Origin of the sequence: Streptomyces sp. CC228A, assembly GCF_021390935.1 — a bacterium.
In the GTDB taxonomy this organism is placed as follows: domain Bacteria; phylum Actinomycetota; class Actinomycetes; order Streptomycetales; family Streptomycetaceae; genus Streptomyces.
In genome coordinates, this window is the sequence record NZ_JAJPUI010000002.1 from 502,699 (window position 1) to 524,927 (window position 22,229).

Sequence of the window (22,229 nt, forward strand, 5' to 3'; positions counted from 1 at the left end):
TTCGACTCGTTGTCACTGGGCCCATGGGCCATCCTTGTCGTACAGGACGTCCGGCGGGAACTGACTCCGCTTGTACCGGGCCTGGCACTTCTTGCAGATGGGGATTTCGACCCACTTCTTCGCCCGCCAACCGAAGGCCTTTGTGAAGACCACGTTCTCCGGGCCCCTGCCTGCCTGACGCTCGACATCGCGTTCGGCGCAGCCGGAGGGGTTCGACGAACAGCCGATGAACACCTGGCTCGGGTTGCTCGGGTCGAAACCAGCAGTGTAGGCGGAGTGCTTACCCTTGTCCTCGTGGCCCTGCAGGTCACGTGCGTACCGAGCGGCGGAGGCGGAGTCCTCCTGGCCTTCACTCCACTCCGCGGCCTTCTGTTGTACGGCTTCCTGTGCTTGTTCCTTGGCCTCGGATTTGGCCTCCTCGGCTGCCTTGCGCGTGGCCTTCTGAGCCGGCTTCCTGGCCTGGGACGGCTTGGCCCTGGGCCTCGGTTGCGTCCGCGGCTTCGCCCGGGGCTTGGGCCGTGCCGCTGCCTTGCGGGCCGCGGCCCTCCGGGCCTGGGCACGCTTGGCCGCCTGGCGGGCGGCCCGCTGCCTCGCCTGAGCCGCAGCACGTCGCTGGGCCGCACGCTTGGCCGCAGCTCGCTGGGCAGCACGGCGCGCGGCGGCCCGCTGCGCCGCAGCCCGCTTCCTCGCCTCCTCACGGGCACGCTTTGCCGCAGCACGCTTGGCCGCCTCGATGGCGCGCTTGCGGGCGAGAGCCGCCGCACGACGCGCCGCCGCTTCGGCAGCCTTCCGAGCCGCGATCTGGGCGGCACGGCGAGCCGCCGCGCGGATCGCCGCCTGGATGGCGATACGGGCCGCGATACCGATCAGAACCGGGAAGATCAACCCCGTCGGGTCAGAGAACGTCGCCGGAGCGTTGTTGCTGTAGGCGTACGGGTTCATCGTGGCCGGCTGGCTGTAGTCGACCATCGGGTCGACGGAGAGGAACCGGCCAGTGCCAGGGTCGTACTCCCGAGCCCCGAGCGTTGTCAGCCCCGTGTCCCTGTCCATCGTGCCGCCCACGAATCCGCGCTGGCCGGGCCAGGCAGAGGGTGCCGCGCCCCGCAGGTCGCCGAACGGCATCAGCTTGCGCCGCGTGACGCCCATGGCCGGGCTCGCCATGTCCACGACCGTATGGGACGAACCGTGGTGGTCGGACAGCATGAGCTGCCGGACACCGCCGGTGGCCCGGACGGACACCGCGCCATCGGGGTGGGCGTAGAAGCGTTCCGCCTTGACGGACGTGAGGTCCGCGCTGACGGTCAGTTCCGCCTCCCCGAGGTACAGCGTCCTGCTGCCGTCCGCACCGGTGCGGATCAGCCGGTCGCCGTCAGGGCCGTACAGGTACGAGGTGGTGTTGCTGCCCCCGCCCTTCGCCGGCTCGGACACGGATTCCAGCTTGCCCTCGACGTTCCACCGCAGCGTCTGGTTGACGTCGGCGCGCTGCCGGGTCGTGGTGTTGCCGGCCTTGTCGTAGGCGAAGGTGTTGAGTCGCTCGCCGTCCGGGCCCACCGACTTGACGGATGCGAGGGCGTTGGGGCCGCCCACGCCCGCCTTGCCGTAGGTGTAGAAGCGCGTGACGTTCTTGTCGGCGTCGCCCGCGGTGTCGTGCTCGACGAGCTCTGTGCGGTTGCCCGCCGCGTCGAACTTGTAGCTGTGCCAGTACGCGTCCGGGCCGCCGACCGTCTCCTTGGAGGGCCCGGCCGTGCAGTCGTCGCTACGGGCCGTCCAGGCGGAGGTCATCTGGCGCAGCTTGTCGTGGACGAAGCACTGCGTGTCCCTCTTACCGGCATCGGGTGCCGCCTCACCCGGCGTGTCAGTGATCTTCGTGACGTTGCCCGCCTCGTCAAACGAGTACCGGGTGTCGCTGATACGGCCGGGGGACACCGAGCGGTCGAAGACCGTCTGGTTCATCCGGCGGGTGAACTCGTCGTAGAAGTACGAGCCGTAGAGCTTCTTCCCGGCCGGTCCGGCCTCGGTGCGCAGGATCTCGCCGAATGCCGAGTACTGGACGTCGCCGAGGTACGTGGACGCACCGCTGATGGAGATCGGCAGTCCGTCGGAGTTGTACCGGAAGACGACCCGCTCCGTGGTCAGGCCGCCCAGTCCCGGCAGCTGAGCCCAGGCGAGGTTGCCCGTCGGCGTGTACGAGTAGCTGTAGTTGTACGTACCGCCCAGACCGGTCTCCTCTGCGGGGATGACGGTCTTCATCCCCTTCAGGCGGTAGGCCGCGTCGTACGCGGTGACCTCGTCCCGGTACTCGCGCCCGTTCTCGTAGCGGATGGCGGCGGTCGGCAGCCCCTTGGCGAGGGTGTCGTAGGTCCACTCGATCCGCTTCGGACCGGTCGCGCTGCCCTCGCGAAGCGAGGTGGGACGACCGACCACGTCGTAGGTCGTGGCCAGAGTGTTGCCACGCGGGTCCGTGGTCGACATCACCTTGTCGGAGTTGTCGTACGTGAACGTGGTCCGGCCGCCGTCGGGGTCGGTGACGGCGGTCTGCCGTCCCCGCCCGTCGTACTCGAACGACGTGACCGCACCGCCCGGCGCGGTGACCTTCACCACGTTGTCGTGGTGGTCGTACTCGTACACCGTGTCACGCCACGCCGTCCGGGCGTCGTTGGTGTACTCGCGCAGGCGGGTGGTACGGCCCTCCGCGTCCTCGAAGCGGGCCGTGACCGTGTCGCCCTTCGGCGGGATCGTCGTGGAGACGTCGCCGTCGCGTTCGGTCGTGGTGCGCAACTTCTCCTTGCCGAGGTGGTACGTGATCTCCGCGACCGGCTCGCCCAGGCCGTTGAACAGCGTGCGGTTCTGGGACGGGACGACGTTGTCGCCGACCTGGAGGAGCTTGGGTTCCGGCTCCCGGTCGTTGTAGTAGCCGTCGTTCTCCTTCCACTTGCGGCCGACGGTGTCGTAGTAGGTGTCGTTGACGATGCGGCCGGCGCCCACGGCCTCGTCCTGGGTCTGGCGCTCGCGCAGCAGGCCGTCGAGGATCTCGTAGGCGACGGCGTACTCGCCGTTGTCCTTCAGGGTCTTCGTCGTGACGATCGTGGGGCCGTCGCGGCGGACCGTGTAGTCGTACTCGGCGGTCGGCGTCTGCGTCGCCGGGTCGCGGTCGATCTCCCAGACCTTCAGCAGCCGGCCCAGCGGGTCGTACTGCATCGTGGCCGTCCTGCCGTTGGCGTCGGTCTCGGTCAGCGGCATGCCGCGGACGTCGTCGAACACCGTGGTCTCCGTGTGGCCGAGCGGGTCCGTGGAGACCTGCTTGACCGGGCGGGCGACCGTGGCCGGGGTGTACGCCACCGAGGTCTTGCGGTTCTCGGCGTCCCACGTCGCCGTCTCGCGGCCGTGGATGTCGTACTCGGTCTTGTCGATCGTTATGTAGCCCGTGCCCTCGGCGTCGAGCTCCTGGACCTCGGTCGCGAGGCCCCTGGTGGGGGCGGCGCCGAAGGCCTGGCCGTCGTAGAGGGTGCGGGTGTCCTCGATGACCTCGCCGCCCGTCGTGGAGCAGGCACCGAGGGTGGTGAGTTCACGGGACTCCGACTCCAGCAGGTGCGCCGCGGTGTTGCGGGCGTACGTCGTGCGGGAGCACATGCGCTTGCCGCCGGGCGTCGTCTCGTCGACCTCGTACGGCAGGCCGTACGCGTCGTACTTGGTGGTCTCCGTCGAGGTGCGCCAGGTGTCGCCCTTGACGCGTTCCCGGGTCGTGACCGTCTGCGGGCGGGTCATCCACGCTTCCAGCGCCGTCGTGCCCTCGCGGGCGCGCGTCGCCGTCTTCACCGACCACGGGGTGGTGAGCGTGGAGGAGTCGACCTGGCCGCCGTCGGACTCGTACGTGATCTGCTCGCGCAGCTGGCCCTGGTAGTGGCGCAGGTCGGGGTAGGTGCCGCCCTGCGAGTCCTCGACGACCGAGGTGCGGCTGCCGCCGGGCAGCTTGTCGCCGTGCAGGCCGCGGAAGTAGCGGTGCTCGGTGAGCTGCTTGACGTCGCCGCCGGCGCCGAGGCGGGTGCGGACCCGCTCGTAGCCGCGGTACTGCGACCAGGTGCGGTGCTTGTTCTCGGTGAACTCGCTGTCGTCGTAGGCCCAGGCGGCACCGCCGATGAACTCGTACGACGTCACCTTCGTCGGCGCGTCGGTGACCAGGTCCATCTCCTTGACCTCGGTCACGACGTACTTGTGGAACCAGTCCTGGACCGGCTTCAGCGCGCCCTTGGGCGTCCAGTACTGCGGGAAGCAGCGCATGGTGTTGGACTCGGGCGAGGCCGGCATACGGCGGGGTTCCAGGACCCGGCAGTCGCGCTCCGAGTAGGTGACGCCGATGCGCCCGCCCGTCTCGGTGTCGATGGCGTTGACACGCAGCCGGGAGAACGGCGGCAGGCCCTCGACCCCGTCGACGCGGTTGTCGAGCTGGATGCCGGCAAAGGTGACCTTCGGCATCGAGGCGGTGCCGCCGGCGCCGTGGCCGGTGCGGGTGACGGAGTCCAGCCACAGGGCCGGAGAGGTGCCGTCACCCGTGGACGGGAAGGAGCTCTCCAGCGTCCATGAGTCGACGTTCTTCAGGGCCGTGCCGGAGAGCACCTGGGTGGTGATCTTCGCGAGGCGCTTGGTGGACCAGAACGTCGGCGTGTACTTGTCGGTGCACTTGGCGCCGGACTTGCACTCCTGGTCGAGCGGGGTGTCGGGCCAGTGCTTGGCGTTGGCCGCGGTCCGCTTGGACTCCGCGCAGTCGAACCCCGCGTTGGGGACGCAGCGCTCGGTGGTGGTGAACACGACCCGGCCGGCCGGCTGGGCGGTGAACAGCGTGTTCGACCGCTGGCCGTAGTCGATGCGCGCCAGGTCGGCGGAGCGCACGTAGGCGGCCTGCCGGTCGGCCTTCATGTGCTGGCCGTAGTGGTTGACGTGCTTGTTCCACCACAGGGTCATGGCGTCGCCGAGCGGGTCGACGACGTAGTCCAGGTTCCAGCGGTAGGCCATGGCGCAGTCGGAGTCCGCGAACGCCGCGGCGTGGCAGGGCTCACCGGGGTGGTTGCCGAAGACGGGGACGGTCAGGGCCGAGTTGGTGGCCTGGGTGGACGCGCCCGGCAGCTTGTTGAGGCCGAAGTGGTACTTCACGCCGTCCGTGCCGGTGACGATCCAGTACTCGCCGTCCTTGGCGCCGTTGGCGGCGCCCGTCTTCCGCTCGATACGGGTGCCGTCGTCGTCGGACGGGCGCCAGGTGCCGGTCTTGTCGTCCTTGACGAGCTCGGTGGTGTTGCCTCCGAGGGACATCACGACCTGGTCGGAGCCGTAGCAGAGGTCGCCGCTGTCGCCGGTGTTGTTGGGCGCCTTGCCGTCGACCTTGGCCTTGTCGTCCGAGCAGGAGCGGTACTTGCGCTCGATGAACCCGGGCTCGTAGTCCCAGCCCTCGGCGATCCACGACGACTGGGCGTTGGTGGACGCGGTGCGGCCGTCGACGGACTGGGAGGAGTAGGACAGGGCGATCTCGGGTTGCGGGCCGCCCGGGACCTCGGCGGCCTCGATCGGGTACGTCCACGAGAAGCCGCCCGATGAGCTGCCGGCCATCCAGGAGCCGGACGGTGACAGCGAGGTGGCCTCGTGGCTGCCGCCCGGGCCGGAGGCGGCCGCGGTGGCGGCGAGCACCATGGGAGCGGCGGAGCCTGCGGAGGCGCTGCGGGCCGTCATGGGGGCGAGTCCGCCGGCGTCGCCGTCCTTGACGGCGGGTGCCGTGCCGCCGAGGTCCACGGTGGCCTCGACGGTGTGGTTCTCCACGTCGTTGTCGCCGCGCAGCTCCGTCCGGGTGCGGCATTCCGCCTTCTCCGGAGTGGTCAGTGCACAGGCGGGAAGCTGGACGAGGCGGAGTCGGGAACCCCAGTCGCCGCCATAGGTGTCCTTGATGGCGGAGTAGTCGAGGGCGACCTCGACGGCACCTGCCGCGGCGGTGTCACCGCCGGACGCCTCGGGTGCGGCGGTGAAGAGCACGCCCTCGATGCCGGCCTTCCGGGCCGTGGCGGCGTCCTTGATGTCGACGCGTGCGACGGAACCGGCCTTGGCTTCGGGCGTCTTGGCGCGGGCTCCCTTGGAGGCCGGCGCTTCGGATGCCTTGCGGAGCTGGACGGGCATCCGCTTCAGCGGCTCCGGGGCGGCGCGCAGGAGGTCGCCGGCAGGTGCCGGCGTCAGACCGCGCGGAGCCGCCTTGCCCCTGGCGGTGGAGCCTCCCCCGGCGGACCCGCCGTCGGCGGTGCCGACGCGGGCCGCGTAGCTGCCGGTCGGGAGCGTGCCGGCGGCCGGCCGGAAGGCCTTGAGCGCGCCGTTGCGGACGCCCTCGCGGTCGCGGCTGAACTCGCGGCCGGGTACGGAGCGTTCGTCCTTGAGGTCGGCAAGGCGCAGTCCGCGTCCGGCGGCCGCGGCCGGGTCGTTCGGTATCAGCGTGATGAGCGTCGCCATGAAGACGACGAAGGTCGTTTGTCTGTGCCAGTGGCCCCAGTAGCGCAACTGGCCGAGGAGTTGTTGCACGAAGGCTTCCCCCACCCTAAGCAACACGAACAGATGATCGAGATGACCTTATGAGGAGAGGTCACAAGCGACAAGTCGTCCCAGACGCTTGACAAGCGCCATGCAGTGGCACTCAACCGACCAAATGGAGGCAAGGGCTCCGGTTCTCCACGCGGTGTACTGTTCCGGCCGAAGTCACTCACGAAGAGTGCTGAAAAGAACAGCAACAAGGGGGGAATCGGTACATGTCAGATATACCCGCGGCGAAGGGGAGGGCGAGACGCACGGCGCGCACAGCGCTGGCGGCCGTTCTCGCCGGGGGCTCCCTCAGTCTCACCCCGGTCGTTTCCGCCACGCCGGCCGCAGCCGCCACGACCGACGCCTCAGCGGTCTCCCAGCCCGGTTCGGCGGCGCACGCCCTGACCGAGGCGAAGAAATCCGGCAAACCCGTCGAGATCCTCGACAAGCGCTCGGAGACCAGCGAGACGTTCGCCCTGCCGAACGGCAACTACCGCCACGTCCAGCACACCGTGCCGGTGCGCGTGAAGCGCGAGGGCGAGTGGACAGCCGTCGACACGTCGCTCGTCAAGGCGGCCGGTCGCATCACGCCCAAGGCCGCCGTAGGAAACGTCACCTTCTCGGCCGGCGGCAAGGCCCCGCTCGTCGTCCTCAAGGACCAGGGCCGTACGCTCAAGCTGACCTGGCCCGAGCCGCTGCCCGAGCCGGTGCTCGACGGCTCGGTCGCCACGTACCGCGAGGTCATGCCCGGCGTTGACCTGTCGGTCGCCGCGGACATCGACGGCTTCAGCCAGGCGCTCGTGGTCAAGACCCCGCAGGCCGCGGCCAGTCCGGAGCTCGCCGCGGTGGACTTCGGCATCGAGGCCGACGGCCTGACGGTGAAGAAGGACACCGAGACCGGCGTGGTCAGCGCCGTCAACCCCGCCGGGCGGACGGTGTTCGCCACCTCCACGGCCCGCATGTGGGACTCGTCCGGCGAGGAGTCCGAGGAACCCGCGCCGCCGCAGGCCATGGCCCGCACGATGGCTGCGGCCACCGGACAGGCCACCTCCGCGGGCGGACCGCCGTCGGACCTCACACCGGGCGCCAAGAGCGCGGCCGTCGGCGTGGCCGTGACGGAGAACCGGCTCACCCTGAAGCCGGACCAGAAGCTCCTCAAGGCGGCCGACACCACGTACCCCGTCTACATCGACCCGCGCATGACGGGCACCCGCCAGGCCTGGACGATCGCCTACAAGCCGCATGCGACCAGCAGCTACTGGAACGGCACCGGCTGGGGCGGCGGCACCACCAGCGAGGCCCGCGTCGGCTACGAGAAGAGCTCGGGCGGAACGGCCCGCTCCTTCTTCCGCGTGGACTCGAAGTTCCTGGCGGGCGTCAAGGTGGTCGACGCCCAGTTCCAGATCACCCAGACGCACTCCTGGTCGTGCACTCCCAAGCCCGTCGAGCTCTGGCTCACCGGCGGCATCAGCTCGTCCACCACGTGGAAGAACCAGCCGTCCTGGTCCACCCGGCAGGACAGCCGCAACTACGCGCACGGCAACGAGAGCGTCGGCTGCGCCAACAAGGCAGTGGACTTCACGGCCATGGACGCGGCCGTGAAGGCCGCCAAGGGCAAGTGGTCGAACATCACCTTCGGCCTGCGCGCCCCGCAGTCGGCGGAGGACGCGAAGGACACGTACAGTTGGAAGAAGTTCAAGCCGGACGCCAAGCTGATCGTGGACTTCAACCGGCCGCCGAAGGCGCCGTGGTCACTGGACACCATCCCCAGCACCAAGGTCGGCGCCAACGAGTGCGGCAACGGCAGCTCGTACGTGACGCTCGGCAACACCGACGTCGTCCTCACCGCGCAGGTCTGGGACCCCGACGGCGGTGACGTGAACGTCCAGTTCCACCTGTGGGCGACGGGCAAGCACGGCGGGTCGCCGGGGGTCTTCTTCGACCGGAAGGTCAAGGTCACGGTCTCGTCGAAGAACTCCAAGGGCGCGCGGGCGCAGGTCACGGTGCCCAAGACGCTGCTGAACCAGTACAAGGGCCTGAGCGGCGGCCAGTTCTCGTGGAAGGCCCAGGCCGAGGACCCGTCCGACGCCGCCTTCGCCTCCGACTGGACGCCCACGGCGGGCGCCCCGGGCTGCCGCTTCGGCTTCGACCCGCTGGCCCCCGCGGTCCCGCCGCTCGTGAAGTCGGCCGACGGGCTGTACCCGGAGGACGCCGACGGCGCCCTGGCCCGCACGACGGGCAAGTTCACCTTCGAGGCCAACGGCGTCACGGACGTCACCCGGTACAAGTACGCCCTGGACCGCGTCCCGCCGGACAGCACGGCCACCCCGTCCGTGAAGGGCGGCAGCGTCACGGTCTCGGTCACCCCGCTCACCCCCGGACCGCACACCCTGTACGTGCAGTCCTTCGACGCGGCCGGCAGCCCCGGCCCCACGTACCCGTACCGCTTCTACGTCGGCAGTCCCGGTGTCATGGACAAGCCGGGTGACGTGAACGGCGACGGCGTCCCCGACATGCTGAGCGTCGATTACCAGGACAACCTGCGCCTGTACGGCGGCATCGGCGGCGGCGAACTGGCGGTGGGCATCCCGCAGACCGCCACCGGCGACTGGAGCGGCGCGCTGGTGACGCACCGCGGGGACTGGACGGAGGACTTCTACGAGGACGTCGTGGCCCGCAAGGCCGACGGCAAGCTGTGGCTGTACCCGAACAGCGGCATCGGCGAGTTCTCGGAGGACACCAAGCAGGAGGTGTACGTCTTCCCGGACCCGGAGACGGGCACCGCCACCGACCCGGCCAAGATCCGGCAGATCGTCTCCGTCGGGGACATCACACCGGACTCCGAGTCCTACAACCCCGATTTCGTGGCCGTCATCGGCGACCAGCTGTGGTTCCTGCCCGGGTACTCCGGCGGCACCATCGAGTCCGGCTACCCGATCGGCAACAGCGGCTGGGGCAAGATGACCCTGGCCTCGCCCGGTGACCTGGACGGTGACGGCTTCGTCGACCTCATCGCCCGTGACACCGTCAGCGGCGACGTCTGGGTGTACCACGGCAGGAGCCGCGGAGACGCGGACGGCGACGGGGTCGCCGACGGCGGGACCGACCCGGGCGCGCTGGGCATCCCCTCCTACCGCACGGCCTACGCCACCGGCTGGAGCACCACCGCGCGCCCGCTGATCACGGCGACGGGCGACGGCAACGGGGACGGCATCCCGGACATGTGGACCACCACGGGCAATGCCACGGCCGGGCTGGAGTTCATGCCGGGTCGCCGCACCGGCCTGATCGGCGCTCCCCTGGTCGTCGGCACCGGCGGCTGGCAGGCGGTCGAGGCGATCTCCTGACGCGTTGACGCGGGCCACCGCCCATCAGGGGCCCGGCCCCGCGGCCTCACCGGCCGCGGGACCGGGCCCTTCGTGCGGTGCCGTCGCGGATCCGGACAGTACGGCTGTGGTCAAGTCCCGGTACGGCCGGCACCGCGCCCGCGAACCGACCTCCCTGCGCACGGCGATGAGCTGCCGCAGTGACGCGCGTGACGCGGGCACGTCCTGCGGCCGGTCGGGCAGGCTGCGTCGCGCGATCCGGTCGACACGTGCGATCTCGGCGGCGCCCCCGCGCCTGCCCGTCGGGCCTCTGCCGGCGGGATAGGCACCGACCCCGGCGCCGACCACCTCATACCCTGGACGGAGGACAGCGGGGCGACGCCCCCGGACGATCAGGAGCATGTCTTGTACTTCACGGACCGTGGCATCGAGGAGCTGGAGAAGCGGCGCGGCGAGGAGGAGGTCACCTTCGAGTGGCTCGCCGAGCAGTTCCGCACGTTCGTCGACCTGAACCCGGACTTCGAGGTGCCGGTGGAGCGGTTGGCCACGTGGCTGGCGCGGCTGGACGACGAGGACGACGAGTAGCCTCCCGCCACCCCGGTCCACCACTGCCCCGGCCGACCGCCGCACTCGGCCGGCGCCGTCACCCCCAGCCGGCCGCCGCACTCGGCCGCCCACCACCCCGGCCACCCACCGCCCCTGGGGCGCCGTCCGACCGCCGGCCGCGCCCGCCCGGTCAGTCGTCGTCGGTGTCCGCCTCGCGGGCGCGGATGCGGTCGTACGCGAGGCCGAGCGCGCCCTGCAGGGTGAGCAGCGCGCCCGCGGTGGCCCATCCGGGGCGGATCCGGCGCGGTGCGAGCGCCCACGCGAGCAGCGGCAGGCCGACCGCGAGCTGTCCGGCGGCGACGAGGCGGGCGCGCGGGCCGCGCAGCCAGGGGCCCAGCGGGCCGTTCTCGACGGTGGCGAGCTCGGCCCGGACGGTGTCGCGCCACCCGTGGCCGGCGAGGTGCCGGGCGCCGGGGACCGCGGAGGCGCCGCCCTGGAGGTCGGCGGCCGCGCCCCCGGGGCGGACGCCCTCCGGGAGGAGCAGGTCGAGCCGGGACAGCACGGCGAGGAGTCCCAGCAGCCGGGCGTGCGCGTCGGCGTCCGCGTCGGGGCGGGTCAGCCAGTGGAGGGCCTGGACGTCGAGGACGGGGTCGAGGCCGAGCCGCTCGGCGAAGGTCAGCATCGCCTCGTCCTCGCCCGCGGGCGTGCCGTCGGCGAGCCAGGTGTAGCCGACGGGCCTGCGGAAGCCGGAGGCGAGGGTGTAGCCGGCGCGGTCCTGGTCCCACCACAGGGCGAGCACGGGCCAGGGGGCGGCCACGGCGAGTGCGGTGGCCCACCCGGAGGCGACCCGCTCGACGGGTTCCGCGTCCTCCTGCCAGGGGCGGCCCTCGGGGACGAGGACGCTCCAGTGGGGGCCCGCGGGGGCGAGCACGACGCGTTCGCGCAGCAGGTACGCGGTGGCCGCGGCCGTGTCGCAGGCGGCACGGCAGAGCAGAAGCGCGCCCGTCGATGTCGCGTTCATGGGCCATACGCTAGGGCAATTTGTCCCGGTGTGAGGGATTGTGCGGGGGCCGGGGGGCAGAAACACGCGCTTGACTACGGGCTAGCGCGATATATCGTGTGTAGAGACGTAACGCGATATGCCGTGTCCGGTCGCGTTTCCGCCCGTGCCGAGGAGGACTGCCGCATGTCCCAGTGGACCGTCAGCGATTCCGTGAGACTCACCTTCGACCACCCCCTCGCCGCGGTGCGCGTCCGCGTGGTGAACGGCGCGGTCAACGTGATCGGCACCGAGGACGCCGGCGCCCCGGCCCGGCTGGAGGTCTCGGCCGTCGAGGGCCCGCCGCTGGTCGTCACCCACGAGGACCGCACCCTCACCGTCACGTACGAGGACCTGCACTGGAAGGGGTTCCGGTCCTGGCTGAAGCCCGGCGGCAGGCAGCGCAGCGCCGTCGTCACCGTCACCGTCCCGGTCGGCACGGACGTGCAGGTCGCCGCGGTCGGCGCCACGGCCACGGTCTCCGGCATCCGGGGCCGCACGGAGGTCCGGGGGGTCACCGGGGACACCACGCTGGCCCGGCTGTCCGGCCCGGTGAGGGCCGAGACCGTCTCCGGCGGTCTGGAGGCCCAGGCCGTCACCGGCGACCTGCGGTTCACGTCCGTGTCGGGTGACCTCACCGTCGTCGACGGCTCGGGCGCGTCCCTGCGGGCGGAGTCCGTGAGCGGCGACATGCTGGTGGACGTGGAACCGGCCGCCGGCGGCCCGACCGACATCCAGCTCGTCACCGTGTCCGGGGAGGTCGCGATCCGGCTGCCGCAGCGCGCCGACGCCCGGGTCGAGGCCAACACGACGAGCGGCGCCGTGTCGAACGCCTTCGACGGGCTGCGCGTCGGCGGCATGTGGGGCGCCAAGCAGATCACCGGCACGCTCGGCGCGGGCACCGGCACCCTGAAGGCGACGACCGTGTCCGGCGCGATCGCCCTGCTGCGCCGCCCGGAGGACGCCGAGGCTGCGCCCGCGCCCGCCGGCGGCGCGGCCCCCGATGACGTACCGTCCGGAAAGGTCCTGTGACATGCCGCCCGTCTTCGCCCACGGCCGACTGCGGCTCTACCTGCTGAAGCTGCTCAACGAGGCGCCGCGCCACGGCTACGAGGTGATCCGGCTGCTGGAGGAGCGCTTCCAGGGCCTGTACGCGCCGTCCGCCGGCACCGTCTACCCGCGGCTGGCCAAGCTGGAGGCCGAGGGGCTGGTGCGGCACACCTCCGAGGGCGGCCGCAAGGTGTACGCGATCACCGACGCGGGCCGTGCCGAACTGGCCGCGCGCGCCGGCGAGCTGGCCGACCTGGAGCAGGAGATCCGCGAGTCGGTGTCCGAGCTGGCGGCCGAGATCCGGGACGACGTACGGGGCGCCGCGGGGCGGCTGCGCAGCGAGGTGCGCGCGGCGGCGGGCGAGAGCCGGCACACGGCGGGCGCACCCGACGGGGAGGCGTGGCGCAGCGCCAAGGAGGAGCTGCGCCGGGCCAAGCAGGAGTGGAAGGAGCAGACGCGGCGCGCGAAGGACGAGTCGCGCCGGGCCCGCGAGGAGGCCCAGCACGCCCGCCGCCAGGCGAAGGAGGCGCAGGACCGGGCCCGCCAGGAGATGCAGCGGCTGGCCCAGCAGGTGCAGGAGCACCTCTCCCAGGGCGACTGGCCCAAGGGCGTACGGGACGGGCTGTCGGACCTGACGAGCCGCTTCGGCGGCCTGTTCGGCGCGCCGCCCGCCCCGAGCCCCGGCCCCGCGAACGGCGCGGCCAACGGCGCGGCGGCCCCGCGGGACCCGTACGCGGAGCCCGCCGCGGCCGACCTGCCGGAGTGGGCCGGGGACACCGGCACCTCGGGCGACCCGGCGCGCGACCTGGAACGGCTGCTGGACCGCTTCCGCGACGACGTCCGCGACACGGCCCGGGACCACGGCGTCACCGAGGCCGGGCTCGCCGAGGCCCGCGCGCAGCTGGCGTCGGCGGCAGCCCGCATCACCCGCCTCCTGCGCGGCACCGCGCCCTGACCCGCCCCCGCGGCGCAGCCGCCGACCGGGCCACGGCGGGCACACCCGGCCCCTGACGGCCGTCGCCGACCCGGGCCCGGGGGCCCGGGTCGGCGGCGGCCCCGTGTCACCCCGGTCGACGCGGACCGTGACCGGCGCACCCGGCACGGCCCGTACCGCCACCCGCACCGCCCCCGCGGACGGCGGCACCACCCGGGTGCGGGGCCACGCCCGCCCCTCGACCTCGATCCGCCAGCCGCCCCCGCTGGGCGGCAGGGACAGCACGGTGGGGCCGGCGCCCGGACGGCCCGCCGTGTAGGCCAGGCGGTAGGAGTGGGGCCCGTGCCGCTCCTCCCGTACGGCTCCGGCCACCTCCTGCGCGTACGGCGCGGCCGTCTTCTCCTTGTGGGTGCGGAACCTGCCGGCGCCGTCCACCGCGCAGTAGCCGCCCCCGTAGCACCACACGTACGCCGTCCAGCCGGAGCTGTAGCGGTTCAGCGACGCCAGAGCGTCGTCGTAGAAGCGGCCCATGCGCGGCAGCGCGTTGTTCAGCGGGCCCCACTCCCCCACGACCACCGGGACCTTGTACTCCTTCGGGTAGGCGACGACCGCCGCCTCGTACGCCTCGATCCACCCGGCGTCCGGGTCGTAGTCCGCCCCGGCCTCCATGGCGGTGTTGTAGAAGTGCGGCGCGTACACCACCTTCGGGTCCTTGATCTTCCCCAGGGCGGTCGGCACGCCCTCCCCGACGATCGGGGTGGGCTCGACGAACAGCCAGCTCTCCCGGTCCACCGAACGCACCGCCGCGGCGAGCCGGTTGTACATGGGCGTCAGCTTCTCCGCCTCGATCCTGCGGGCCGCCGCCGCGAGGTCCTCGCCCTCCCGCAGCTCGCCCATCGGCTCGTTGATCAGGTCGTAGCCCAGCACCGCCGGATGCCGCCCGAACCGGTCGGCGATCACCCGCCACATCGCGGCCTGGGCGCGGCGCAGGTCCTCGTCGTCGTACAGGTGGGTGAAGGCCCGCTGCACGGCGGGCTCGAAGTACTCGGAGAACCAGTCGTCCGGTCGCGGCGTGAACGGCAGCCCGTCCGTCCTCGTGGCCCACGCGGGGATGCCGCGGTGGCCGAACGCGGGCCCGAAGACGTCCTGGTGGGCGTCGATGACGACCCGTATGCCGTGCCGGTGCGCCCAGTCCAGGATGCGGGCGATCTTCCTGAGGTACGCCTCGCTGTAGTGGCCGCGCCGCGGCTCCAGGTCGTCCCAGAAGACCAGCAGCCGGGCCGTGTTGAACCCGCGGGCGCGCAGGTCGCGGAAGTGGCGCTCGGTGATGGCGGACAGGGCGGCGTCCCCGCGGTTGGCCTTGTCCTCGACGTTCCAGCCGCGCAGGGTCAGCACCCGGCCGCGCTCGTCGGTGAGGCGCGGGACACCGGGATCGGCGGCCGCACGGGCCGCCGGGGGCGCGGTGGCGGCGGGAGGCGCGGGGACCGCGGCGACGAGCAGCGCGGAGAGGGCGGAGAGGACGGCGGCACGGGCGGTGGTGCGCATGGGACCTCCGGCATGGCGTGACGGGACGTGTCGTACGCGATGCCGGAGATCCCACAGCGAAACTGACGAACCATCAAGAGATGCGGCGGGAAAACCGTGCGGGCCGGAGGAGCCCGGAAGGCCGCCAGGGACCGTCGAGGCCTGCGGGAGGCCGTCGAGAGCTTCAGGAGGCCGCCGGGCCGCCAGCAGACCACCGAGACCGGCAGGAGGCCGGCAGGCCACCGAGACCGGCAGGCCGGCAGGAGACTGACAGATCCCCGCCGCCGGCCAGGTCCGCGCAGGCCGTCGAGACCGGCAGGAGACCGTCAGCAGGCCGTCAGCAGGCCGTCACCAGACCGCCGAGGCCCTCAGGAGGCCGTCAGGACGATCTTTCCGAACAGGTCGCCCGACTCCATCTTCGCGAAGCCCTCCCGCGCCCGGTCCAGCGGCAGCAGCTCGTCGATCACCGGCCGCACCCCGGTGGCGGCGCAGAACGCCAGCAGGTCCTCCAGCTCGCCCTTGGAGCCCATCGTCGAACCGACGACCTTCAGCTCCAGGAAGAAGATGCGGGTCAGCTCCGCGTGCGAGGGCCGGTCACCGCTCGTCGCACCGGAGATGACCAGGGTGCCGCCCGGCCGCAGGGACTTGACGGAGTGCGACCACGTGGCCGCGCCGACCGTCTCGATGACCGCGTCCACCCGCTGCGGCAGCCGCGCACCGGGCTCGAACGCGTCGACCGCGCCGAGCTCGACGGCCCGCTTGCGCTTCGCCTCGTCGCGGCTCGTGGCGTACACCCGCAGCCCGGCGGCCTTGCCGAGGACGATCGCGGCCGTCGCGACCCCGCCGCCCGCGCCCTGCACGAGCACCGAGTCGCCGGGCCGCACGCCCGCGTTGGTGAAGAGCATCCGGTACGCGGTGAGCCAGGCGGTCGGCAGGCAGGCGGCCTCCGCGAAGCTCAGCTCCCTCGGCTTCGGCAGCACGTTCCAGGCGGGCACGGCGACCCGCTCGGCGAAGGTGCCCTGGTAGCGCTCGGTGAGGATGGAGCGGGGCTCGCGCGGGCCGACGCCGTGCCCGGTCTGGCCGATGACGGAGTGGATGACGACCTCGTTGCCGTCCTCGTCCAGGCCGGCGGCGTCGCAGCCGAGGATCATCGGCAGCTTGTCCTCGGCGAGGCCCACTCCCCGCAGGGACCACAGGTCGTGGTGGTTGAGGGAGGCGGCCTTGACGGTGACGGTCGTCCAGCCGGGGCGCACCTCGGGCTCCGGGCGCTCACCGAGCTCCAGTCCGTCGAGGGGCCGGTCACGGTCGATTCGGGCGGCGTAGGCAGCGAACATGGCCCTGACCATAGGGCGCGCCGGTGTGCGGCGGAACCGCACACCGGTGTGACACGCGTCCCGTCAGTCCCTGCGCCACTGGGCGGGTGAGCCCTTCGTGGCCGGGTCCTCGTAGGAGCCCGCCCGCCCGCGGTCCACGTGGAAGGACGTGAGGGTGGTGACCGGCGACAGCGGGTCCCGCCGGTCCGCGACCACCCGCATGCGGGTGGTGAACCGCTCCGGGGTGACCTCGTACACGTCGTAGCCGTAGCGGTTGCCCTCGAAGTACTTCAGATGGGGGTTGGCGCGGCCCATGAGGGGCCCGTTGGCGGCGTTCCAGTCGGCGGAGTAGGCCGAGGACGACACCGAGTGGGCGGTGAACTCGGTGCCGATGACGGGCGACGACGGGTCGTCGAAGTCCGGCCGGAGGTCGTCGACGAAGGCGGAGTGCCAGTCGCCGGTGAGGACGACGAGGTCCTCCATGCCGCTGCCGTGCACGTGGCCGAGGACCTCCCTGCGCTCCGCGAGGTACCCGTCCCACTGGTCGGTGAACATGTAGGACCCGCCGGGCCGGCCGCGCAGCTGGCTCAGCATGATGGAGTTCGCCCACACGTGCCACGAGTCGGGGGCCCCGCTGACGCCCTGTTTCAGCCACTCCTTCTGCTCGGCGCCCAGGATGGTGCCGTCGGGGAGGTTCTGCGCGGAGCGGTACGAGCGCAGGTCCAGGACGGTCAGCTCCAGCAGGTCGCCCCAGGTCCTGCGCCGGTGGAGGACGGGGTCGGGCAGGGCCGACTCCGCGCTGCCGCCGTCCCGGTGCGGCATGTGCTCGTACCACGCCTGGTACGCGGCGGCGCGGCGCTGCAGGAACGGGGCGCCCGTGCCGGCGCTGCTGTAGTCGTTGACCACCTCGTGGTCGTCCCAGGTGAGGAACCACGGGTGGGCGGCGTGGGCCTCGCGCAGCGACCGGTCGCCCTTGTAGAGGGCGTGGCGCCTGCGGTAGTCGCCGACGGTCAGCGGGTCGGGGGCGGTGTGGTCGCGCAGCGAGGAGCCGCTCGGCCCGCCTTCGTACACGTAGTCGCCGAGGTGGATGACGAAGTCGAGGTCCTCCCGGGCGATGGCGCGGTGGGCGGCGTAGTGGCCGGAGGGGAAGTGCTGGCAGTTGGCGGAGGCGAACCGGACGCGGGGCACGGGCCCGACGGGCGCCGTCCTCGTCCTGCCGACGCGGCTGGTGGCGCCGAGGGCGCTGAAGGCGTACCAGTAGGTCCGGCCGGGGGCGAGGCCCTGCACGGGGACGTGGACGCTGTGCCCGAGCGTCGCGGAGGCGGGGAGCGTCCCGCGGGCGACGACCCTGCCGAGGGCGGGGTCCTCGGCGACGACCCAGCCCACCTCGACGACCTCGGGCAGCCCCTGCTCGCCGGCGTCGGCGAACGGGTCGGGGGCGAGGCGTGTCCACAGGACGACCCCGGTGGGCTGCGGATCACCGGAGCCGACGCCGAGGGTGAACGGGGCGGGGTCGTAGTCGGCGCCCAGCGCCTCGGCGGCCTCGCGGGCCTGCGCGGGTGACAGGCCGCCGCTGAGCGGCCAGGCGGCGCTGAGCGCCCCGGCGGCGGCCGCGGCCTTGAGGAGGTCGCGTCGGTTGAGGCTCACAGGGCGCTCCCGGGGGTGAGGGTGAGGGCGATCCCGTCGGCGTACCCGTCGTTGGAGGTGCCGCCGGCGCGGGTGAACACGAGCAGCACGCGCGCGGTGCGGGAGCCGGGCGGCACCGCGGCCTCGCCGGAGCGTTCCAGCAGGCCGGTGCGGCCGCGGCGCTCCCCGGCGGTGACGGGCCCGAGGACGGTGAGCGCCAGCGGCGTGCCGCGGCCGTCCCGGAACTCCACGGACAGCCTGGCGCCGTCCTCCTGGGCGGCGTACCCGCCGAGCCACGCGGTGACGGAGTACCGGACGCCGCCGGCGTCGACGGCCGCGGAGCCGGCGGGACCGTCGGCGGGCAGGGCGACGTCCTGGAGCAGGGCGGTCCGCGGGGCGTTGCCGCCGGAGAAGAACCGGCTGCCGCGCCGGACCGGTCCGGGGTCCCTCGCGGTGGGGTAGCCGCCGCCGTGGCTGTACGCGACGAGTGCGGGCGCCCCTTGCAGGATCTGCCAGCCGGTCACGTTCCCGACGGGTTCCGGCGTGCCGCCGGGCCCGCTCTCGGCGTCTCCGTTGACGACCAGGTTCACGCGCGCCTCCCGGGGGTTGGGGGGTGGGGTGGGCGTGCGCATCAGAGCAGCCGCAGATGACGGGGAGGCGACACCCGCCCGACTCCCGCATGACGCCAGCCCGCCGGGGCCCTGCACGGCCCCTGCCGTGCGGGGGTCCGCAGGCGGCTCGGGCGTGCCCGTACCCGCGCCGCGCCGCCCGCGTCTGCTGCCGGTACGGGGCTGCCGCCTGCTGGGCGCGGGCCGCCCCCGCGAGCGCTCCGGGCGCCGCGCCGGGGTTCCGAGCCGTGCCGTACGCGGCCGGCGCCCGGCAGGGCCGGCCGCGCCTGCCGGGCGCCCCCGTGAGGGCTGCGGGCCGCCTGCCCTGGCAGCCGCTGGCCGCCCCGCGGGGGCTCCGTGCGCTGCTCCGGTACGAGCCCGCCGCCACCGGCGCCGCGGCCGGCCCCGTACGGCACGCGGCGGCTCAAGGCCGTCCCGTGCGCGGCCGCCGCTCCCGCAGGGGCTCCGGCCGGCCCGTACGCGCCCGGCGTTCGCGGAGGGGCGGCGGGTCGTCCCGTGCGCGACGGTCGCCGTCGCGGGTTCGGACGGCCGCCCCGCGCGTGGCGCCGTATGTGCGCCGGACCCCGTACGGGCCGCGCCGGGCCCCGCACACGGCGCCGCCGCCCCCGGGTGCGCCGGCGGCCCGTGCCCGGCCCCGCGGCGCAGGCTGAGGCGCAACGCGACGGGCCGTGCCGCGGCCCCGGGTGGGGCGCGGCACGGCCCGTGGTGGTGCGGTGCGCGGGGCGCGTCGGCGGGCCGGCGTGAGGTGCGCCGGCCGGCCGGGGCGGCCTCAGCGGCGGGCGACGCCCTCCGCGCGGGCCGCGGCGGCGACGGCCGCCGTGACCGCCGGGGCGACGCGCTCGTCGAACGGGGAGGGGATCACGTAGTCGGCGGCCAGGTCGTCGCCCACCACGTCCGCCAGCGCGTTCGCGGCGGCGATCTTCATGCCCTCGGTGATGCGGGAGGCCCGGACCTGGAGGGCGCCGGCGAAGATGCCGGGGAACGCCAGCACGTTGTTGATCTGGTTCGGGAAGTCGGACCGGCCGGTGGCCACGACCGCCGCGTACTTGTGGGCGATGTCCGGGTGGACCTCCGGGTTCGGGTTCGCCATGGCGAAGACGAACGCGTCGGGCGCCATCGAGGCGACCGCCGGCTCCGGGACCGTACCGCCGGAGACGCCGATGAAGACGTCGGCGCCGGCGAGGGCCGACTCCAGCGAGCCGGACAGGCCCGCCTTGTTGGTGAGCTCGGCGAGCTCCCGCTTGACCGGGGTCAGGTCCTCGCGGTCCCGGCTGACGACGCCCTTGCGGTCCGCGACCGCCACGTCGCCGATTCCGGCCTCCAGCAGGAACTTGGCGATGGCGACACCCGCCGCGCCCGCGCCCGAGATCACCGCGCGCAGGTCGCCGAGACCGCGCCCGGTGAGCTTCGCGGCGTTGCGCAGGGCGGCCAGCGTCACGATGGCCGTGCCGTGCTGGTCGTCGTGGAAGACCGGGATGTCCAGGCGCTCCTGGAGCCGGCGCTCGATCTCGAAGCAGCGCGGCGCCGAGATGTCCTCCAGGTTCACGCCGCCGAAGGACGGCGCGAGGCGGACGACGGTGTCGACGATCTCGTCGGTGTCGGTCGTGGCGAGCGCGATGGGCACCGCGTCCACGCCGCCGAACTGCTTGAAGAGGATGGCCTTGCCCTCCATCACCGGGAGGGAGGCCTCGGGCCCGATGTCCCCGAGGCCCAGAACCGCAGTGCCGTCCGTGACGACCGCGACGACCTGCGACTTCCAGGTGTAGTCGTGGACCAGCTCGGGCCGCTCGGCGATGGCGCTGCACACCTTGGCCACGCCGGGCGTGTACGCGAGGGACAGGTCGTCCTTGTTCCGGACGGGGACGGTGGACTGCACCGCCATCTTGCCGCCCCGGTGGAGGGCGAATGCCGGGTCGAAGGGCTCGTCCGACGGAGCGATCGGCGTACCACTGCCGGTATCGCTGTCGCTGTGAGGGTTGACGATCTCCGCTGCCATATTGGGTTGACCCCTTAAGTCTTCATCGTTTGAGGGTTGCCACTCCTGGTTGAGGAGGGGTGGGCGGGCACCGCGTCCGCGCCCTGCTCCAGGTGGTTGGACCGCCCGGCAGGGGTGGGTACGGACGCGCGGGCGCGCCGCACAACGCGCCCTGAGCCCCGGATGAGGGGTGTAAGGATCCTTCTTACCCGACGAAGGGCACTACCGACGAGTAGGTTTCACGCGATCCCGCCCACAGGAGCGGACCCCCGCCCACAGGAGCACCCGCCGCCGCGGAGTGCCGGTGAGGGCCCGGCCGCGACCGCCTCCACGCGTTCTGGTCACCCTCCGTCACGCGACGGAGTCGCCGGGGAGTCGTCCGCGGGCCGCGGGCCGCACACGGAGCGCCGCAGCGCGGTGACATGACTCATAGGCGAATATCTGGACAAGTCCGCAGTACTTCCGGATTGCGGCCGCAATCACGTCCGGATGGCGAGATCAACCGGAGGATTTTCGGCTGACCAGCCCCTCCCCCGCAGAAGGTGCGGCCTTGGTGGGCCGGGATGTTGAGGTTCGGGTGTCACCCGTTACCCGATTTTGACATGCGTGAGCCCTTGTTACGGGTGGTCCGAATGGCAAGATGCCGTAATCACACGAGGTCGCGACACTCGAAGGTGTGTGCCCGACCTATTGGCATTCCTTTCACCCGCCGGAGGAACCCGACCATGACCGCAAGCACCACCCGCCGCTCGATCGCCGCGAAGACCCGGACGGTGCGGACGTCCCGGACCGCCGCGCTCGCAGCGACCGCGGTCGCCGGCGCCATGCTGCTCACCGCGTGCGGCGACCAGACCGCCGGCAGCGGTGCCTCCGACAAGGAGACGAAGGGCGCGGCGACCTCGGGCGCCCCGCTCGCCGACAAGCTGCCCCAGGCCATCCGCGACAAGGGCGTCATCAAGGTCGGATCGGACATCGCGTACGCCCCGGTCGAATTCAAGGACAAGGACGGCAAGACCGTGGGTATCGACCCCGATCTCGCCGACGCCATGGGCAAGCAGCTCGGCGTGAAGTTCGAGTTCGAGAACGGCACCTTCGACACCCTGATCACGGGTCTGCGCGCCAAGCGCTACGACATGGCGATGTCCGCCATGACGGACACCAAGGACCGCCAGGAGGGCATCGACTCGGAGACCGGCAAGAAGGTCGGTGAGGGCGTCGACTTCGTCGACTACTTCAACGCCGGTGTCTCGATCTACACCAAGAAGGGCGACGACAAGGGCATCAAGGGCTGGGACGACCTCTGCGGCAAGAAGATCGTCGTCCAGCGCGGCACCGTCTCCGAGGACCTGGCCAAGGACCAGTCGGAGAAGTGCACGAAGGACAAGAAGGACGCGATCACCATCGAGGCCTTCGACACCGACCAGCAGGCCCAGACCCGCCTGCGCGCGGGCGGCGCCGACGCCGGCTCCTCCGACTTCCCGGTCGCCGCGTACACGGTGAAGACCTCCGGCGGCGGCAACGACTTCCAGATCGTCGGCGACCAGGTGGAGGCCGCTCCGTACGGCATCGCGCTCGCCAAGGACAACGCCCAGCTGCGGGACGCGATCAAGGCCGCCATGGACGCCATCATCGCCAACGGCGAGTACAAGAAGGTCCTCGACAAGTGGGGCGTCGCCGAGGGCGCCGTGACCGAGGCGAAGATCAACGGCGGTTCCTGAGTC

11 protein-coding genes and 1 pseudogene are annotated in these 22,229 nt (G+C 72.6%); 5 read left to right on the top strand and 7 right to left on the bottom strand.

Annotated features, from left to right (window positions below; translation table 11 throughout):
* Positions 1-12: 12 nt before the first annotated feature.
* Positions 13-6,576, bottom strand: coding sequence for an RHS repeat-associated core domain-containing protein (locus tag L6E17_RS07605; RefSeq protein ID WP_236239994.1), 6,564 nt, complete (start codon positions 6,574-6,576; stop codon positions 13-15).
* A 197-nt stretch (positions 6,577-6,773) separates the two neighbouring features.
* On the opposite strand from L6E17_RS07605, the gene L6E17_RS07610 reads away from it, so the two are divergent.
* Complete coding sequence (locus tag L6E17_RS07610) at positions 6,774-9,893, top strand: DNRLRE domain-containing protein (protein ID WP_236239995.1); 3,120 nt, start codon at positions 6,774-6,776, stop codon at positions 9,891-9,893.
* A 384-nt stretch (positions 9,894-10,277) separates the two neighbouring features.
* Complete coding sequence (locus L6E17_RS07615) at positions 10,278-10,457, top strand: DUF6104 family protein (RefSeq protein WP_236239996.1); 180 nt, start codon at positions 10,278-10,280, stop codon at positions 10,455-10,457.
* Positions 10,458-10,608: 151 nt separating this feature from the next.
* Here L6E17_RS07615 and L6E17_RS07620 read toward each other — a convergent pair whose 3' ends face one another.
* The gene (locus L6E17_RS07620) at positions 10,609-11,439 is read right to left on the bottom strand and encodes a hypothetical protein (RefSeq protein WP_236239997.1); all 831 of its coding nucleotides are present in this window, start codon (positions 11,437-11,439) and stop codon (positions 10,609-10,611) included.
* 165 nt (positions 11,440-11,604) lie between these two features.
* Between L6E17_RS07620 and L6E17_RS07625 the strand changes: the two genes are divergently transcribed.
* Positions 11,605-12,489 carry a DUF4097 family beta strand repeat-containing protein gene (locus tag L6E17_RS07625; protein WP_236239998.1) on the top strand — a complete coding sequence of 295 codons (885 nt, stop codon included), beginning with the start codon at positions 11,605-11,607 and terminating at the stop codon, positions 12,487-12,489.
* Between the two features lies 1 nt (position 12,490).
* Entirely contained in the window at positions 12,491-13,462 is a 972-nt protein-coding gene (locus L6E17_RS07630) for a PadR family transcriptional regulator (RefSeq protein ID WP_236239999.1), read from the top strand.
* Positions 13,463-13,561: 99 nt separating this feature from the next.
* On the opposite strand, the pseudogene L6E17_RS07635 reads toward L6E17_RS07630, so the two are convergent.
* The 5 genes and pseudogenes from L6E17_RS07635 to L6E17_RS07655 all read right to left on the bottom strand — a co-directional run.
* Positions 13,562-14,986 (bottom strand): annotated as a pseudogene (locus tag L6E17_RS07635) (glycoside hydrolase family 5 protein); the annotation flags it as partial.
* Between the two features lie 347 nt (positions 14,987-15,333).
* Positions 15,334-16,299, bottom strand: coding sequence for a zinc-binding dehydrogenase (locus L6E17_RS07640; protein ID WP_236240000.1), 966 nt, complete (start codon positions 16,297-16,299; stop codon positions 15,334-15,336).
* A gap of 63 nt (positions 16,300-16,362) precedes the next feature.
* A complete protein-coding gene (locus tag L6E17_RS07645; RefSeq protein WP_236240001.1) occupies positions 16,363-17,925 on the bottom strand; it encodes an alkaline phosphatase in 1,563 nt (520 codons plus the stop codon).
* Complete coding sequence (locus L6E17_RS07650) at positions 17,922-18,494, bottom strand: phosphoesterase (RefSeq protein WP_236240002.1); 573 nt, start codon at positions 18,492-18,494, stop codon at positions 17,922-17,924. The genes L6E17_RS07645 and L6E17_RS07650 overlap by 4 nt, the downstream gene beginning before the upstream one ends.
* An 808-nt stretch (positions 18,495-19,302) precedes the next feature.
* Positions 19,303-20,529 (bottom strand): NADP-dependent malic enzyme, encoded by a 1,227-nt coding sequence (locus tag L6E17_RS07655; RefSeq protein WP_071270620.1) that lies wholly within the window; start codon positions 20,527-20,529, stop codon positions 19,303-19,305.
* A gap of 704 nt (positions 20,530-21,233) precedes the next feature.
* On the opposite strand from L6E17_RS07655, the gene L6E17_RS07660 reads away from it, so the two are divergent.
* Positions 21,234-22,226: an ABC transporter substrate-binding protein gene (locus L6E17_RS07660; RefSeq protein ID WP_236240003.1), complete on the top strand. Its 993-nt coding sequence runs from the start codon at positions 21,234-21,236 to the stop codon at positions 22,224-22,226.
* Positions 22,227-22,229: the final 3 nt, after the last annotated feature.

Coding starts and splice junctions, on each gene's coding strand:
- L6E17_RS07610 (WP_236239995.1), top strand. CDS start 6,774: ATGTCAGATATACCCGCGGCGAAGGGGAGGGCGAGACGCACGGCGCGC.
- L6E17_RS07620 (WP_236239997.1), bottom strand. CDS start 11,439: ATGAACGCGACATCGACGGGCGCGCTTCTGCTCTGCCGTGCCGCCTGC.
- L6E17_RS07625 (WP_236239998.1), top strand. CDS start 11,605: ATGTCCCAGTGGACCGTCAGCGATTCCGTGAGACTCACCTTCGACCAC.
- L6E17_RS07630 (WP_236239999.1), top strand. CDS start 12,491: ATGCCGCCCGTCTTCGCCCACGGCCGACTGCGGCTCTACCTGCTGAAG.
- L6E17_RS07640 (WP_236240000.1), bottom strand. CDS start 16,299: ATGTTCGCTGCCTACGCCGCCCGAATCGACCGTGACCGGCCCCTCGAC.
- L6E17_RS07655 (WP_071270620.1), bottom strand. CDS start 20,529: ATGGCAGCGGAGATCGTCAACCCTCACAGCGACAGCGATACCGGCAGT.
- L6E17_RS07660 (WP_236240003.1), top strand. CDS start 21,234: ATGACCGCAAGCACCACCCGCCGCTCGATCGCCGCGAAGACCCGGACG.